The 15780-nt window shown below is 66.6% G+C and carries 17 protein-coding genes; 7 read left to right on the top strand and 10 right to left on the bottom strand.

Annotation, left to right across the window (positions count from 1 at the left end; all coding sequences use genetic code 11):
• The first annotated feature begins 12 nt into the window (after positions 1 to 12).
• A complete protein-coding gene (locus tag RMCB_RS29405) occupies positions 13 to 666 on the top strand; it encodes a TetR/AcrR family transcriptional regulator (RefSeq protein ID WP_062831567.1) in 654 nt (217 codons plus the stop codon).
• Positions 667 to 694: 28 nt separating this feature from the next.
• Here the strand turns inward: RMCB_RS29405 and purE are convergent, their stop codons facing one another.
• Both purE and RMCB_RS29395 read right to left on the bottom strand, forming a co-directional pair.
• Positions 695 to 1213 carry a 5-(carboxyamino)imidazole ribonucleotide mutase gene (gene purE / locus RMCB_RS29400; RefSeq protein WP_062831566.1) on the bottom strand — a complete coding sequence of 173 codons (519 nt, stop codon included), beginning with the start codon at positions 1211 to 1213 and terminating at the stop codon, positions 695 to 697.
• A gap of 24 nt (positions 1214 to 1237) precedes the next feature.
• Positions 1238 to 2437 (bottom strand): 5-(carboxyamino)imidazole ribonucleotide synthase, encoded by a 1200-nt coding sequence (locus RMCB_RS29395; RefSeq protein WP_072278576.1) that lies wholly within the window; start codon positions 2435 to 2437, stop codon positions 1238 to 1240.
• Between the two features lie 114 nt (positions 2438 to 2551).
• Here RMCB_RS29395 and RMCB_RS29390 point away from each other — a divergent pair, with 114 nt between their 5' ends.
• Positions 2552 to 3214, top strand: coding sequence for a GtrA family protein (locus RMCB_RS29390; protein WP_029367807.1), 663 nt, complete (start codon positions 2552 to 2554; stop codon positions 3212 to 3214).
• On the opposite strand, the gene RMCB_RS29385 is transcribed toward RMCB_RS29390, so the two are convergent.
• The 7 genes from RMCB_RS29385 to RMCB_RS29355 form a co-directional block, all read right to left on the bottom strand.
• Complete coding sequence (locus RMCB_RS29385; protein WP_029367806.1) at positions 3169 to 3687, bottom strand: PH domain-containing protein; 519 nt, start codon at positions 3685 to 3687, stop codon at positions 3169 to 3171. The two genes, RMCB_RS29390 and RMCB_RS29385, sit on opposite strands and share 46 nt — an antisense overlap.
• An 8-nt stretch (positions 3688 to 3695) precedes the next feature.
• Positions 3696 to 4496 carry a biotin--[acetyl-CoA-carboxylase] ligase gene (locus RMCB_RS29380; protein WP_062831564.1) on the bottom strand — a complete coding sequence of 267 codons (801 nt, stop codon included), beginning with the start codon at positions 4494 to 4496 and terminating at the stop codon, positions 3696 to 3698.
• 27 nt (positions 4497 to 4523) lie between these two features.
• Positions 4524 to 5651: a 3-ketosteroid-9-alpha-monooxygenase, oxygenase component gene (locus RMCB_RS29375; protein ID WP_062831563.1), complete on the bottom strand. Its 1128-nt coding sequence runs from the start codon at positions 5649 to 5651 to the stop codon at positions 4524 to 4526.
• Positions 5644 to 7206, bottom strand: a complete 1563-nt coding sequence (locus RMCB_RS29370; RefSeq protein WP_062831562.1) for an FAD-binding protein — start codon at positions 7204 to 7206, stop codon at positions 5644 to 5646. Before RMCB_RS29370 ends, RMCB_RS29375 begins: the two co-directional genes overlap by 8 nt.
• Positions 7203 to 8864: a steroid-22-oyl-CoA synthetase gene (locus RMCB_RS29365; RefSeq protein WP_062831561.1), complete on the bottom strand. Its 1662-nt coding sequence runs from the start codon at positions 8862 to 8864 to the stop codon at positions 7203 to 7205. The genes RMCB_RS29370 and RMCB_RS29365 overlap by 4 nt, the downstream gene beginning before the upstream one ends.
• Positions 8857 to 9420 (bottom strand): nuclear transport factor 2 family protein, encoded by a 564-nt coding sequence (locus RMCB_RS29360; protein WP_062831682.1) that lies wholly within the window; start codon positions 9418 to 9420, stop codon positions 8857 to 8859. The genes RMCB_RS29365 and RMCB_RS29360 overlap by 8 nt, the downstream gene beginning before the upstream one ends.
• Positions 9421 to 9639: 219 nt before the next feature.
• Positions 9640 to 10782: a PucR family transcriptional regulator gene (locus tag RMCB_RS29355; RefSeq protein WP_062831560.1), complete on the bottom strand. Its 1143-nt coding sequence runs from the start codon at positions 10780 to 10782 to the stop codon at positions 9640 to 9642.
• A 126-nt stretch (positions 10783 to 10908) separates the two neighbouring features.
• Here RMCB_RS29355 and RMCB_RS29350 point away from each other — a divergent pair, with 126 nt between their 5' ends.
• From RMCB_RS29350 to RMCB_RS29335, 4 genes are all read left to right on the top strand, one after another.
• Positions 10909 to 12546, top strand: coding sequence for an acyl-CoA carboxylase subunit beta (locus tag RMCB_RS29350; protein WP_029367797.1), 1638 nt, complete (start codon positions 10909 to 10911; stop codon positions 12544 to 12546).
• A 23-nt stretch (positions 12547 to 12569) separates the two neighbouring features.
• Positions 12570 to 12854 (top strand): acyl-CoA carboxylase subunit epsilon, encoded by a 285-nt coding sequence (locus RMCB_RS29345; protein WP_062831681.1) that lies wholly within the window; start codon positions 12570 to 12572, stop codon positions 12852 to 12854.
• Positions 12855 to 12914: 60 nt separating this feature from the next.
• A complete protein-coding gene (locus RMCB_RS29340; RefSeq protein WP_084388649.1) occupies positions 12915 to 13556 on the top strand; it encodes a Maf family protein in 642 nt (213 codons plus the stop codon).
• Positions 13557 to 13628: 72 nt separating this feature from the next.
• Positions 13629 to 14522 carry a manganese catalase family protein gene (locus tag RMCB_RS29335; RefSeq protein WP_062831558.1) on the top strand — a complete coding sequence of 298 codons (894 nt, stop codon included), beginning with the start codon at positions 13629 to 13631 and terminating at the stop codon, positions 14520 to 14522.
• 48 nt (positions 14523 to 14570) lie between these two features.
• Here RMCB_RS29335 and RMCB_RS29330 read toward each other — a convergent pair whose 3' ends face one another.
• Positions 14571 to 15254, bottom strand: a complete 684-nt coding sequence (locus RMCB_RS29330) for a hypothetical protein (protein ID WP_062831680.1) — start codon at positions 15252 to 15254, stop codon at positions 14571 to 14573.
• A gap of 140 nt (positions 15255 to 15394) precedes the next feature.
• On the opposite strand from RMCB_RS29330, the gene RMCB_RS29325 reads away from it, so the two are divergent.
• Complete coding sequence (locus RMCB_RS29325; protein ID WP_072278569.1) at positions 15395 to 15775, top strand: low affinity iron permease family protein; 381 nt, start codon at positions 15395 to 15397, stop codon at positions 15773 to 15775.
• The last annotated feature ends 5 nt before the right edge of the window (positions 15776 to 15780 follow it).

Raw genomic sequence — 15780 nt, 5'->3', positions numbered from 1 at the left:
AGAGGTGCGCCCATGCCCAGCCTGCCCAACACCCGAGAACGCCTGGTGAGCGCGGCATTCGAGCTGTTCGAAGAACGCGGGTACGAAGCCGCCAGCGTCGATGACATCGCGGCACGGGCACAGGTGGGACGCACCACCGCGTTTCGTCAGTTCGGATCGAAAGAGGCGTTGATCTTTCCCGATCACGAAGCGTTGCTGCGCCGCGCCGACGAGCGATTATCGACCGTTCCGGCCGAGGCGCTCCCCGCCGAAGTCATCGCGGTGGCAACCTCGGTGTTCGAGCACTATCTCGCCGAGGGCGACCGGGCCCGCACCAGGTACCGGCTCACCCGGTCGGTCCCTGCGCTGCGCGATTTCGAAACAGCCGTGGTGTCGCGGTATGCGCGGTTGTTCACCAAACACCTGAGGGCCGCGCAAACCGGGGACTGGACGGCGGACCTGCGCGCCGAATTGTTCGCCAACGCCGTGGTCGCCGCACACAACCATGTGCTGCGCCGATGGCTGCGTGGCGACGTGCCCAACCCACGGGCCGACCTGGCCGAGGCCCTGGCCGCGACGTGGCCGATCTACCGGGGTGGCGGCGGTCGCACCGCGGTTGTCGTGATGTCGACCGATGAGCCGATCGAGTCTCTGACACCCCGCATCCGCGGGTTGATCGGCGATTGACCGGCGCGGGCACTATCCCGCGCCGAGGTCAGCCCTCGCCCAGTAGGCGATCGCGCAGGGCAGCGTCCTTGGCCAGCACCATGGCTTCCAGATCGGCCTGGAAGGCCGACATCCGGTCACGCAGCGCGGTGTCGGCGGCGCCGAGGATGCGCACGGCCAGCAACCCCGCGTTGCGGGCGCCCCCGATCGAGACCGTGGCGACCGGCACCCCGGCCGGCATCTGCACGATCGACAGCAGCGAATCCATGCCGTCGAGCCGGGCCAGCGGCACCGGCACGCCGATCACGGGCAACGGGGTGGCCGAGGCCACCATGCCGGGCAGGTGAGCTGCCCCGCCGGCGCCGGCGATGATCACCTCGATGCCGCGGTCGGCCGCGCCCTTGGCGTAGTCGAGCATCCGCCCGGGCGTGCGATGCGCCGAGACGACCCCGACCTCGAACGGCACGTCGAATTCGGCCAGCGCAGTGGCCGCGTCGGACATCACCGACCAGTCACTGTCGCTGCCCATGATGAGCCCGACGCGGGGCTGGTTCGCCTCACTCGCCATGGTGTCTCCTCTTCGCGCGAGCGCTCATCGGTGTGGATCCCATCCATCGGTCCATTCCGCGTGCGACAACCAATGCGCCGCGCGGACCGCGCGCTCCCGCAGCTCGGTCACATCGGAACCGAGCATGTTGACGTGCCCGATCTTGCGGCCGGGCCGCTCCCCCTTGCCGTACAGGTGCACCTTGGCCTCGGGCATCCGGGCGAAAAGGTGATGCATGCGCTCGTCCATCGACATGGCCGGTGTCTCGGGCGCGCCGAGCACATTGGCCATCACCGTGACGGGCGCGATGGCCGACGTGTCGCCCAGCGGATAGTCCAGTACCGCCCGCAGATGCTGCTCGAACTGGCTGGTGACGGCGCCGTCCATGGTCCAGTGCCCGGAGTTGTGCGGTCGCATCGCCAGCTCGTTCACCATCAGCTTGCCGTCGACCGTCTCGAACAACTCGACTGCCAGCACGCCGACGACACCGAGCTCGTTGGCCAGGCGCAGGCCGAGTTCCTGCGCCTCGGCGCCCAGGTCATCGGACAAGCCGGGGGCCGGCGCGTAGGCCTCCACACAGATGCCGTTGCGCTGCACGGTCTCCACGACCGGCCACGCAGCACCTTGGCCGAACGGCGAGCGTGCGACGAGTGCAGCGAGCTCCCGACGCATCTGGACGCGTTCCTCGGCCAGCACCGGGACCCCGTCACCCAGGTAGCCCGCCACGATCTCGCGAGCCTGCTCCAGGTTATCGGCCATCGACACGCCCTTGCCGTCGTAGCCGCCGCGGATGGTCTTGATCACCACGGGACCATCGATCCGGCGCACGAACGCCTCGACGTCGTCGACCGAGGTGATCTCGGTGTACCGCGGGACCGGGGCACCCAGCGCCTCGAGACGGCGACGCATCAGCAACTTGTCCTGTGCGTGCACCAGCGCCTGTGGCGGGGGCGCCACGGTGACCCCCTCGGCAACCAGTTTCTCCAGGTGCTCGGTGGGCACGTGCTCGTGGTCGAAGGTCAGCACCGAGGCGCCCTTGGCCGCCTGGCGCAGCGCATCGAGGTCAGTGTGGGACCCGATGACGACATCGGGGGTGACCTGGGCGGCGGGCTCGTCGGTCCCGTGGGCCAGGACCCGCAGGGTCTGGCCCAACGCGATGGCCGCCTGGTGTGTCATCCGGGCGAGCTGACCACCGCCGATCATGGCGACGACCGGGCTGTTGGGTGTGTTCGGCACGGTGTACATCGTGTCATGCGGCATTCACATGCTCGTCACGGCCACCGCATTGACCTGCTGCTAAGCCTTGGCGACAGGCAACGATGCGGCAAGTGACAGGTTGTTTACGTACACTGCGGAGTTGTGTCCTTTGCCGATGCGACGATCGCACGACTACCGCGATTCGTCCGTCCGTTCGCCGAACGTCATCACGAGCTGATCAAGTTCGCGATCGTCGGGGCCACGACGTTCGTCATCGACTCGGCGATCTTCTATACCCTCAAGCTGACGGTGCTGGAGCCCAAACCGGTGACCGCCAAGATCATCGCGGGCATCGTCGCAGTGATCGCTTCCTACATCCTCAACCGCGAATGGAGCTTCCAGAACCGCGGCGGCCGCGAGCGCCACCACGAGGCGCTGCTGTTCTTCGCGTTCAGCGGGGTTGGCGTGCTGTTGTCGATGCTCCCGCTGTACTTCTCCAGTTACGTGCTGGGATTGCGGGTGCCGGAAGTCTCGCTGACGGTCGAGAACATCGCCGACTTCATCTCGGCCTACATCCTGGGCAACCTGCTGCAGATGGCCTTCCGCTTCTGGGCGTTCCGCCGCTGGGTCTTCCCCGACGAGTTCGTCGACAACCCCGAGCTGGCGCTGGAATCCACCTTCACCGGTGGCGGCATCGCCGAGGCGTTCGAGGATCACGCGGAACATCAGCGGCAGGCGGGCACCGTGACACCGCTACGGAGGCCCGGTCGGCGCAACCGTCAGCTCGGGGACTCCTCAGAGCCCAGAGTGTCGAAAACTTCGTGATACAGCAGTGAATGCACCCGCTCCACGCGGGGAATGTCGTGGAACTCCAGCGGATCCTGGGACGCCGATTCGATGATCAGCGTTCCGGTGCGCAGCAGCCGATCACTCAGGCCGTGCCGGAACTCGACACTGTTGATCCGCGCCAGCGGGATGTCGATGCCGGAGCGCGTCAGCACGCCGTGGCGATACATCACCCGCCGGTCGGTGATGACGAAGTGGGTCGTCCACCAGTTGAGAAACGGCCAGGCCGTCAGCCAGCCGACGACGATCAACCAGATTGCGCCGATCACGATGAACAACACGTTCTTGGCGGTCGACTGCCAGTCGGTGGTGTTGACCACCGCGGCGGCGAACGCCGCGACCGCGCTGGCGACCACCAGGACGACCACCGCGCCGATCAGGCGCTTCCAGTGCGGGTGCCGGTGCAGGACCACCTGCTCGTCGTTGGCCAGCACATTCTGCGGGTAACCCACGGCAGCACCTACGGTTCGTCGGGACGGAGATGGGTGATGTCACCGGCGGACACCTTTACCTGCTCGCCGCCGGTGCCGATGACCAGACGGCCCAGCTCGTCGATCGTCTCGGCGACACCGACCACGGCCTGATCACCGGGCATCATGGCCCGCACCCGGGTGCCGACGGTCACGCTGCGGCTCAGATAATCGCCCGCCAGCGCGGGGTCGCCTCGGCGCCACGCAGCGATCCGAGCGGCCAGGTGCCGCAGCAGCACCTGCGCCAACGGATTGCGATCCACCGTGGCAGCCCCGAGCTGCGTCAGGGATGTGGCCCGAGGGTCGGGGGCCTCCTCGGCCGTCATGGTCACGTTCAGACCGAGTCCGACCACGATGACCTGGGACGGCGATGCGACCTCCGACAGGATGCCTGCCAGTTTGCCGCCGTCCGGACCGACCAGCACATCGTTGGGCCACTTGAGGCCGACGCGCACACCGGTGACCTCGGCGACCGCATCGACGACGGCAACACCGGTCGCCAGCGGGAGCCAGCCCCACGTTTCGACGGGAACCTCGGAGGCGTCCACACCGACCGACACCGACAGTTGTGAGCGCGCGGGCGCCGACCACTGCCTGCCGTGTCTGCCGCGGCCTTGGCTCTGATATTCGGCGAACAACACGTGGCCGGCGATGTTCTCGCCTGCGGCAGACCTGGCCAGCAGGTCGGCGTTGGTCGATCCGGTTTCCTCGACGACGTCGACGCGCCGCCACGGCAGGCCGGCCAGCCCGTCGCGCAGCACCGTCACGTCCAGTGGTGGCCTGGTGTTCATCGCGGCCAGCTTACGGCCAACCCGGCATCAACCGGCAGTAGTGCTCGCCTTCGCCGCCATGTTCTCGGCGACTTCCTGCTGCCAGAGGTCGTTGGCGTGCGTGGTGTCGACCTCCTGCTCGAAGCGTGCCGTCATGTCCGGCTGGACGTCGGCGAGATCGACGTAAAACTGCTCGTACCAACGGCGATGCTGATAGACCGGGCCGTCCTCCTCGGTGAGCAGCGGATTCTCGATGCGCGTCTTGTTCTTCCAGATCTCGACGTCCTCCATGAAGCCGTCGCCGAAGGTGCGGCTCATGGTCGCCGCGAGCTTGTGGGCCTTCTCCGGTGGCAGTGCGGCATTCCGCTGGACCGCGACGCCCCACTGCAACACGAACGAGTCGTGGGTGACCGGGTAGTGGCAATTGATGAGCGCGATCTCGACGGTGAACTGCGGCGCGAGATCGTTGTGCAGCCAGTTGATCATGTAAGCAGGTCCGAAATACGTTGCCTCTGAACGCAAGTACGTGCCATCCCAGAGTTCGCGGGTGGCGTAGTCCGGTCGCGGCTTCGACTCCATGAACTGGCTGGCGGTATGGCCTTCGATGACGTTCTTGAAGAACGTCGGGTACGCATGGTGGATATAGAAAAAATGCGCCATGTCGACGTTGTTGTCCACTATCTCGCGACAGTTCGACCCCTCGATCAGGATCGAATTCCATTGCCATGGCGACCAGATGCCGTCGTGATAGCCCTCGATGGTCGGCGGAAGCAGCTCCGGTGGCGGGGCCGACCCCTCGGGGTCGTGCCACACCAGCAGCTGCCCGTTGACCTCGGACGTGGGCCACGTGCGGGTCCGGGCCAGCCGCGGAGTGCGTTTCGCGTACGGCACCAGCTTGCACTTGCCGTCGCTCCCCCACCGCCAGTCATGGAACGGGCAGGCCAGATTGTCGTCCTTGACGGTTCCCATCGACAGGTCACCGCCCATGTGCCGACAGTAGGAATCGAGAACGTGCAGCGCACCCGTCGAGTCGGCATACACCACGAGCTTGGTTCCGAATGCCTCGATGCCGTGCGGCTGCCCGTCGCGGAAGCCCTCGGCCAGGCCCAGGCAGTGCCAACCCCGGGCGAACCGGGTCATCGGTGTGCCCGCATCGATTTCACGGATATCACTCATCGGGACCTCCCACAGTCCTGCCTAGCATGTCTTTGACCGCGAGGTGGCTGAACAGCATGCTGGTGCCGATCGGATTTCCCCCACCCGGGTAGGTGGTGCCGCTGGGAGCGGCCATGGTGTTGCCCGCGGCGTACAGACCGTCGATGACGGTGCCCGTGGTGTCGAGCACCCGCGCTGCGGTGTCGGTGCGCAACCCGCCCTTGGTGCCCAGATCGGACAGTCCGAAAGCGGCGGCGTGAAACGGTGCGCGGTCGATGGCCACCAAAGGCGAAGCACCTCCGGAGAACGCGCGGTCGTACGGTTCGTCACCGCGGCCGAAGTCTTCGTCGACGCCGGTGGCGACAAACTCGTTGAATCGGTCGACGGTGGCGGTGAGCGTCTCGGACGGGACACCGATCTTGCCGGCGAGCTCGGCGAGCGTGTCCGCGGTGTGCCACAACCCGGCCTCGACGTAGCGATCCTGTTGCACCATCGAGACATTGGTGGCTTTGATGGGCGGCACGAGCCCTTCTTTGTCGTCGTAGACCATCCAGAACGGCAGCTTCATCGTGCCGTCAGCGAGCCGCTGTAGCACGGCACGGCCGATCCGGTCGTAGGCCGCGGACTCGTTGACGAAGCGATGCCCGTTCTGATCGACGAATATGCCGCCGGTGAACCACAGCGCGAACACCGACCGGCCGTCGGGGTGGGTCAGTCCGGGTGACCACCAGGCCTGGTCCATCAGGTCGACGTCGGCACCCACGGCCATGCCCGCTTCGTGGGCCTGACCGACATTTCCCCACGCCCCCATGGTGTCCCGCGCGGTACCGGGCACGCCGTAACGGGCCCGCAGATCGTCGTTGCCCTCGAATCCGCCCGCGGCGAGCAGCACACCGCGACGGGCCCGGACAGTCCGGCGCAGTCCGCCGGATTCGACGACGGCGCCGGTCACCCGGCCGTCGGACCTGACCAGTTCGATCAGGGCGGTGTTGAGCCGCAGCGACGCGTTCGGGCACTGCTCGATGGCTTTCAGGAACCGGGCGATCAAAGCGCGTCCGCCGATGAAGTAGTCGGCGGGCTGCTCGGCGCCGAGGCGGTCGGCATCGAGCGGGCCACGGACCAGCTCGCGCAGATGCGGGGCCTTGGCCACCTTGAGCGGGCGTGCCGCGATGTGCCGCTGCCCGTCGGCGCGTGCCTTGGGCGCCTTCCCGAAGTAGTCCGGCCATGGCAACGCCGCGAATTTCAGGTTGTCGTCGGCCTCGAGATATTCGATGAGACCAGCGCCGCCGCGCACGTAGGCATCCTGCAATTCTCGTGGGGTGCGATCACCGACGACGGCATGGTAGTACTCCAGCGCGTCCTCGATGGTGTCGTCGGTACCTTCCCGCAGCAGCACCGGGTTGCAGGGAAACCAGACTCCTCCGCCGCCGGAATACGCTGTGGTGCCACCGAATTTGTCAGTGGCCTCCACGAGGATCACGTCGAGCCCCTCGCGGGCGGCGGTGTAGGCGCCGGTCACCCCACCGCCACCAGACCCCGCCACGAGTACGTCGCACTCTTCGTCCCACGTCGTCATAGGTACCGCTGCCTCCCGTACTGCGCGAACTCGGCGTCCAGCGCATCCTTGGCATCGTCGCCCATGGCTTCATACACCGGCGCGCCGCGTCCCACCCACCGGTACACCGGCTCGTCGGTGCGCCAACGCTGTTGTTGCAGTTCGCGTTTGAGCACCTTGTTGGATCCCGTGACGGGCAGGTTCTTCGACAGCCGCAGGAACCGCGGCACGCCCTTGGCCCCGAGGTCGGCTTGCCCGGCGAGGTAGTCGGCGAATTCTGCGGTGTCGAACGTCGACGGATCGGCCACCTCGACAGCCGCCATCACCTGGTCTCCCGAGCGCGGATCCGGCACCGCGTACACACCGGCAGCCACCACGTCGGGGTGCCGGCGCAGCACGCGCTCGATGGTCAGCGCCGAGGTGTTCTCGCCGTCGACCCGGATCCAGTCACCGCGCCTGCCGGCGAAGTAGATGAACCCCCGCTCGTCGAGATACCCGAGATCGCCGGTCCAGTACCAGCCGTTGCGGATGCGTTCGGCGTTGGCTTCGTCGTTCTTGTAGTAGCCCTCGAAGGTGCGGGTGCCGAATTTGTCGACGATCTCGCCAACCGCATCGTCCGGATTGAGCACGCGGCCGTGTTCGTCGAAAACCGCTGGTGGGCAATCCTTGAGCGTTTCGGGATCGACGATCGCGACACCCGGATGTGCGGGCCTGCCCAGCGCTCCGGCGGGAGCGTCGGGCGCGATCGCGACCGCACCGCCACCCTCGCTCGATCCATATCCCTCGAAAAGTTGGGCGTCGAAGCGACGCCGGAATTCGGCTTGGTCGTCGGGTGATGCCTCAGTGCCGAACCCGCGCTGCAACGTGTTGTCCGCGTCGTCGGGCTGTTCTTCGGTCGCCATCAGGTAGCCCAGAGCCTTGCCGACATAGGTGAAGAACGTCGCGCCGAAATACCGGACGTCCGGCAGGAATCCCGACGCCGAGAACGCCCGGGTGAGGCATACCGTGGCGCCCACGGACAGCGCGGGCGCCCACAGCGCCATGATCGCGTTGCCGTGGAACAGTGGCATGCAGCAGTATTCGACGTCGTCGCGGACATGGCCGAACTTCTCGGCCGCGGCATGGGCGATCATCGCCAACCGGCCCTGACTGCACCTGACGGCCTTGGACGCCCCTGTGGTGCCGGAAGTGAACAACAGCAGCATCAGCGTTCCGGCATCGACGCCTGCGGCGACGGTGGGCACCACGCGATGCGCGGCGAGCGCGTCGCGGTATCCGTCGGTGTCGACGACCAGGAACCGGTCGGCGGCCAAGCCGAGCTCCAGGCCGCTCAGCCGCTGCGCGCCCGCGGCGTCCGTGACGATCAATTGGCAATCGGCAAACCGGATTTCGGCCTGCAGCTCGGCGGCTCCCCGGGTCGGGTTGATACCGACGACGGTGGCCCCGACCAGCGCCGCGCCACCGAGCCAGAACAGGAAGTCGGGCACGTTCTCCAGCAGCACCCCGATGTGAAAGGGCCCGTCGCGGCGCAGGGACTGGGCCAGGGCACCCCGAGCGGCCGATTCGGCCACGACCTGGTCCCAGGTCCAGTCCTGCTCGCGGGTGCGCAGGCCGAGCCGCTCGTCGCCGACCCGGTCGAGCAGCATGCCCGCCACGGTGTCGCGCACTAGGTCAGGCATGAGCTTCGGCGGCAGCGCGCTTCTGGTCGATGTACTTCTGCGGCAGCTCTTCCTGGCTCAGCTTGGTCACGCTGACCGGGCCGGTCTGGTAGGCGTCCTCACCGACGATCAGGCCGTCGGCGTCGATCGGCCAGTTGATGAGTTGACGGAACAGCAGCAGATAGTCGCCGTCCGGATCGTCGACCTCGACGCCGATCGCCTGGGCCGCCGCGCCGGGATAGATCATCTTCATCCAGCCTTCGGTCATCAGCAGATCATCGTCGACGGCAAGGCGATCGATCTCGAAGACGAGGTGGTTGGCACCGCTGGCCACGAAGGCCTCGTAGTAGGCGCGCACCCCCTCGGTGGTCTTCGGTCCCATATCGGCATTGGCGTACCAGAAGTGGTAGTCCGGATTCGGAGCCAAGGTGGCCATGAGCCGCTCCATGTCGGGCTCGGCCTCGGCCTTCATGTGTTCGACAACGATGCTCAGCACCTGACGATGCCGCTGGTTCGTGGTGGCGGCGAGACGCTCTTCCACGGGGATCCAGGTCTTGGTCGGGTCGATGATGGCCATGCCGGCCTCCTTGTCTTTTGCGGGCTGCATCGCAATCTTGGCCAATAAGGTGATGCCCGTCACCAGCCATACGTCGGTGTATCAGGGCGGATCCCCCGACGCGCGTCGGGTGGCCGCAGCCTCGATCTCGCCGAGACTGAATTGAGGGACAAAAGTGCGCCCACGTTTGTCCCTGGCTTCAGTTTCGATGCGGCCGCCAATCCGCCCGACAATCGCGTCTCAGAGCAGATCGGCGTCAGCCAGCTCCGCCGATGACAGCGCGATCCGCCGAACCATGAGCACCAGCGTGCCCAGGAAGCGGTCCACGGGATCTTCGAAGTCCCATCCCATCCGGGCCTGGATCCTCGCCAACCGGGCCGCGACCGTGCTGTGGTGCACGTGCAGTTCGGCGGCGGTCCGTCGCAGCGACCCGTAGACGAAGAACGCCTCGGTGGTCTCCACGTCCAGTTCGCCCGCGGGCGTTGCCGCAATCTCGTTGATACGGGCCACATCCCGATTGCGCCGCACCCGATCGATCGGAAGGTCTGCCAGCAACTCCAGCGAGCTGAGGCGTTCGTAGGCGACCACGCGCCTGCCGAATCCGGTCGACGACGCGAATCGCAATGCACGCACGGCTTCGTGCCACGAGGTCGAAGCGCTGAAAGCGGTTCCCACAGAACCGATTCCCACCCACGGTCCCGCTGCGGTGTGCGTGTTCACCGTGGCCGGGAAGTGCTCGACGACGACGCGCTCGAGACGGTCGGAAAGCTCTCGCATGTCGAAGGTCCCCTGACAGAGGATCGCCGTCGCATTCCCGATCACCGCCGAGCGCACTGTCGTCACGGGCAACTCACCGGTGATGAGGCGCACCGTCGCGGCCGGCGAATGGCCAGAGGCCGCCAGCACGCACGTCGGCCTGGTCTCGTCCAGGCCCAGCAGCCGGATGGCCCGAGCGCGGTCTTCGCGGTGTTCCTTGCCCGACAGCACGACCTCGAGCAAGGCCGGGTCACCCAGATGCGGAGTCCCGCTCACGCCAGTTCTCGCGGCGACCCGTCGCACCACTCGGCGCAGCCGGTCCAGCAGTACGTCGTCGAGGGGGTGTCCGGAACCGTCACGTTCCAGCCAGGCCACCGGTTCGGGTCCGTCCGACGCGGGCACCGGGTCGCCGCCGACGGGATCCGGCCGCCCGGACGCGTCATAACGGACGACGGCTCCGCCCGGCCAGCACACACTCACCGGGCACTGCGCGGCCAGCGCGGCAAACCGCACCGCGGCGTCGGCGTCGGCCTCTTGTTCCTCGAGCGCATCGAACTGCGCGACGAGACGCAGCACCGATGCGGGATCGGTGCCCAGTTCCGACAGGAGAACCGGCCCCGTGGTCATGCTCCAGAGGGTATGCCCAGCGCACTGGGGGCAGTCCACATGCAGCACACCGAGCCGGGCAGAGTGACGCGCGCCACGCCCACCTCTCTTAGACGTATCTTAGGGTTACCGATAGCATCGTGACCCATGACGAGCGTTACCGAGCCGGCGGAAGCCCAAGCCGAGCACAAGGTGGATATCCACACGACTGCAGGCAAGCTTGCCGACCTGCGCAAGCGCACCGAAGAGACGCTGCATCCCGTCGGCGAGGCCGCCGTCGAGAAAGTGCACGCCAAGGGCAAGCTGACGGCCCGCGAGCGCATCTACGCGCTGCTCGACGAGGGCTCGTTCGTCGAACTGGACGCGCTGGCCCGCCACCGCAGCACCAACTTCGGGCTCGATCAGAACCGTCCGCTCGGCGACGGTGTGGTCACGGGCTACGGCACCATCGACGGCCGCGACGTCTGCATCTTCAGCCAGGACGCGACGGTGTTCGGCGGCAGCCTCGGTGAGGTCTACGGCGAGAAGATCGTCAAGGTGCAGGAGCTGGCCATCAAGACCGGCCGGCCACTGATCGGCATCAACGACGGCGCAGGTGCCCGCATCCAAGAGGGTGTGGTCTCCCTCGGCCTGTACAGCCAGATCTTCCGCAACAACATCCTGGCCTCGGGCGTCATCCCGCAGATCTCGCTCATCATGGGCGCCGCTGCCGGTGGCCACGTCTACTCCCCCGCGCTGACCGACTTCATCGTCATGGTCGATCAGACCAGCCAGATGTTCATCACCGGCCCCGACGTCATCAAGACCGTCACCGGCGAGGACGTCACCATGGAGGAGCTGGGCGGCGCACATACCCACGAGGCCAAGTCGGGTACCGCGCACTACGTCGCCTCCGGCGAGCAGGACGCCTTCGACTACGTCCGCGACCTGCTGAGCTACCTGCCGCCGAACAACTACGCCGAGCCGCCGCACTACCCGGCTCCTGCACCGGAGGGCGCCATCGAGGACAACCTCACCGAAGAGGACCTCGAGCTCGACACCCTGATCCCGGATTCGCCGAACCAGCCGTACGACATGCACGAGGTCATCTCGCGCATCCTCGACGACGACGAGTTCCTCGAGGTGCAGGCCGGCTACGCGCAGAACATCATCATCGGGTTCGGCCGGATCGAGGGCCGCCCGGTCGGCATCGTCGCCAACCAGCCCACCCAGTTCGCCGGCTGCCTGGACATCAACGCCTCCGAGAAGGCGGCACGGTTCGTGCGTACCTGCGACTGCTTCAACATCCCGATCGTCATGCTGGTCGACGTTCCCGGCTTCCTGCCCGGAACCGACCAGGAGTACAACGGCATCATCCGCCGCGGCGCCAAGCTGCTCTACGCCTACGGCGAGGCGACCGTCGCCAAGATCACCGTCATCACCCGCAAGGCGTACGGCGGCGCGTACTGCGTGATGGGGTCCAAGGACATGGGCTGCGACGTGAACGTGGCGTGGCCGACGGCGCAGATCGCCGTCATGGGCGCGTCCGGCGCGGTCGGCTTCGTCTACCGCTCCGACCTCAAGAAGGCGGCCGCTGAGGGGCAGGACGTCGACGCCCTGCGCCTCGAGCTGCAGCAGACCTACGAGGACACCTTGGTCAACCCCTACATCGCCGCCGAGCGGGGTTACGTCGACGCGGTGATCCCGCCGTCGCACACCCGCGGCTACATCGGTACCGCCCTGAGACTGCTGGAGCGCAAGATCGTGCAGACGCCGCCGAAGAAGCATGGGAACATTCCACTGTGAGCGGGGCGAACGATTCAGCCGCTGTGAGCGGGGCGAACGATTCAGCCGCTGTGAGCGCGAACGAAACCGTCACCGAGACGGACGAAGCCAAGGTCGACCACGAGGCCCACATCAAGGTGCTCAGCGGCAACCCGACCGACGAGGACATGGCCGCGCTGATGGCTGTCCTGGGTGCTGCCGGTAGCGGCTCCCCCGGGCCGGCCCTGCGCGAGCGCAATCTGTGGGGCCACCCCGTGGACAAGCTGCGTTACTCGATCTTCAGTTGGCAGAGGGTGACGTTGTTGGAGCGGACCCACATCCGGCGCTGATGAGCGCTTGCGCGAAGAAGAAACAGCACCGATGAGCGCTTGCGCGAAGAAGAAACGGTACTGATGACCAGGGTCGTCCTGGGTTCGGCGTCGACGGGCCGGCTCGGTGTGCTGCGCCAAGCCGGCATCGAGCCGCTCGTGGTGGTCTCGGGTGTCGACGAGGATGCGATCATCGCCGGGCTGGGCGATGCCGCACCCGGGCTGGTGGTGGGTGAGCTGGCCGCCGCCAAGGCCGACGATGTCGTGACCCGGCTGCCCGCCGTGATCGCCACCGACTGTGTGGTGATCGGGTGCGATTCGATGCTCTTCCTGAACGGCCGGTTGAGCGGCAAACCGGGTACGCCCGAGCTGGCACGTGAGCAGTGGCTGGCGATGTCCGGGCAGGCGGGTCAGCTGTACACCGGCCACGCCGTCGTGACGGTGCGCGATGGGTCCGTCAGCCATCGCATCAGCGAAACGGCAGTCACCACAGTGCATTTCGCCACCCCGACAGCCGAGGACCTGGAGGCTTACCTGGCCACCGGCGAACCTCTCGGTGTCGCAGGCGGTTTCACGCTCGACGGGCTGGGCGGCTGGTTCGTCGACCGCATCGAGGGTGACCCGTCGAATGTCATCGGCCTGAGTCTGCCGTTGTTGCGCCGGATGCTGGCCGATGCCGGGGTGTCGGTCGCCGATCTCTGGAAGGCGTCGGCTTCGGTCTGATCGCGAGGGTTTGGTGCGGCATTTCCCGTGGTATGCGAGCGGGATCTATCCGAGCCAGCCCAAGGAGTACCGGTGTTCGTTCACAACAAAGACCTGCAGTTCGAAGTCCGGGTGAATCAGCCCGATCCACGGTTCGCCACGATTTTGCAGGAACAGTTCGGCGGCGCAAACGGTGAATTGAAAGCAGCGATGCAGTATTTCACCCAGGCGTTCATCCTGCGCCAGAGCAATCCCAAGATGTACGACCTGTTCATGGATATCGCCACCGAGGAACTGAGCCACCTGGAGATGGTCGGCGCCACCATCACGATGTTGCTCGATGGTTGCAATGACGACCTCAAGCTGGCCAACGAACGCTGCGACTGGATGCCCGCGGTGGCCAGCGCCGACGGGAAAGAACAGGCGATCCATCAGGTCGCCGTCAACCCGCTCTACTTTGCCCTCACCGGCGGCGGCCCCGATGTGAGCAACTCGGCCGGGGTGCCGTGGTCGGGCGCGTACGTGAATGCCAACGGAGATCCCTCAGTGGACCTGCGCAGCAATCTCGCCGCGGAGTCGCGCGCAAAGATCGTCTACGAGTACCTGAAACAGTTCACCGACGACCCTGGTGTACAGGACACGTTGACGTTCTTGATGACTCGCGAAGTCGCGCACTTCCAGCAGTTCACCGCGGCGCTCAACGAACTGCCGGTCAATTTCCCGCCCGGCACGCTGGCGGGCGACGACCGCTTCCAGAACGTCGCTTTCAACATGTCCAACGGCGACGGGGATGTCCGAGGCCCGTGGAACCAGGGTCAGGGGCCGTGGCCCGAGGGCATGAAGTGGAAGTACATCAAGTCCCCGGCAGACGAATGGCTCGGGAGCTCTATGCGGGAGAACAAGGGCGTCGAGAACAACCCCGACGGCGAGCCCGCCGTCCACAGCGACAAACCCTTCACCCACGAACAGCATTCGGCGACCACGTAATGACAACCCAGAGGGGCCGGCGCAGTGCCGGCCCCTCTGCGGTCGCCCTCAGCGGGCCTGCCTGCCGCGCCGGCTGCGGTCGTAGGCTTGTTCGCGCAACCTCGACAGCCACGTCGGCATCAACTGCACCCCCGGTGCGGTGTGGCGGACAGGATCGAAGGCGACATCGGGTGTTTCGCCGGCTTCCATCACTCCCCGCGCCGTGAGCCTCGCCAACGGCCGGAACGTCTCGGTGCCCCGAGCCTGCTCGATGCCGAACTCGATGCGGCCGGTGCGCAGCCGCTCGCGCAGACTGTCCAGCGACACACCGAAAGTACCTACGGGCGTGGTCATTCGGGCGCTGATCCACCAGATATCACCGCCGTACCGCAGCGGCATCAAGGTAGACATCGGTTGCCCCGTCCACCGGAGCACCGGCCGAATCCCGAGCACCCTGCCCGCTGTGCCGGTTCCGGCCGAGGCCATCAGGATGTCCCACGGTGTCGCCGCGAAAGGGAGCGCGGGCAACTGCATCGCGAGCCCGATGACGTCGGGCAAGCTTCCCGGGGTTCCGACGCCCTTGGAAATGCGCACGACGACACCGACGGCATCTTCGATCGGGAGGCCCTCACCATGAGGTGCGAGCCGCGTGATCGAGGCGGTCGTCAGAACTCCGTTCGGATGAAACACGCGCCGGCGGCGCATAGCCGCACCCCATTGCAGGGGCACAGTGAGCGCAGCGAGAACACCCATGCGAACCCTTTCATCGATCAGCACGGCGGGTACCCGCGCGTCGTCGAACGAAACCGCGCGTTTCGGCCGGGTGCTGTGGGGTACCACCGTTGCTGCAGGCCAGCTGTGCTGGCTCGATGTTCGGGAAGAGGCGCAGGCCGATGGCAACGCGAGCGACGACGCCGCGGGCTTTGACGGCGGTACTCGACACCACCAGCCGGGTCGCCGGATCACGCTGGGCTGCTGCGGCTATCGCGAGCTCGGCGGTTTTGTTCCTGATCGGGGGGGCCACTACCGGATTCGGCCACTGGTGGCAGGTGTTCATCGCCTCCGCTGCCGCGCTGGTGACACTACCGATGCTGTTCGTCCTGCAGCACACCACCAACCGGCAGACCACCGCAATCCTGATCAAACTCGATGAGCTGATCCGGGCTACCACCGACGCCAAGGCGGATTTCATCGATCTCGAAGACCAGGAGGTCAGCGACCAGGAGGCGCTGCACGACCAACTTCATCACGGCGACGACGCTCCCGAAACCTGACCGCA

It is taken from the genome of Mycolicibacterium brisbanense (genome assembly GCF_001570425.1).
Taxonomy (GTDB): domain Bacteria; phylum Actinomycetota; class Actinomycetes; order Mycobacteriales; family Mycobacteriaceae; genus Mycobacterium; species Mycobacterium brisbanense.
The sequence above is the reverse complement of the archived record's forward strand: the minus strand, read 5'-3'. Positions and strand labels throughout refer to the sequence as shown.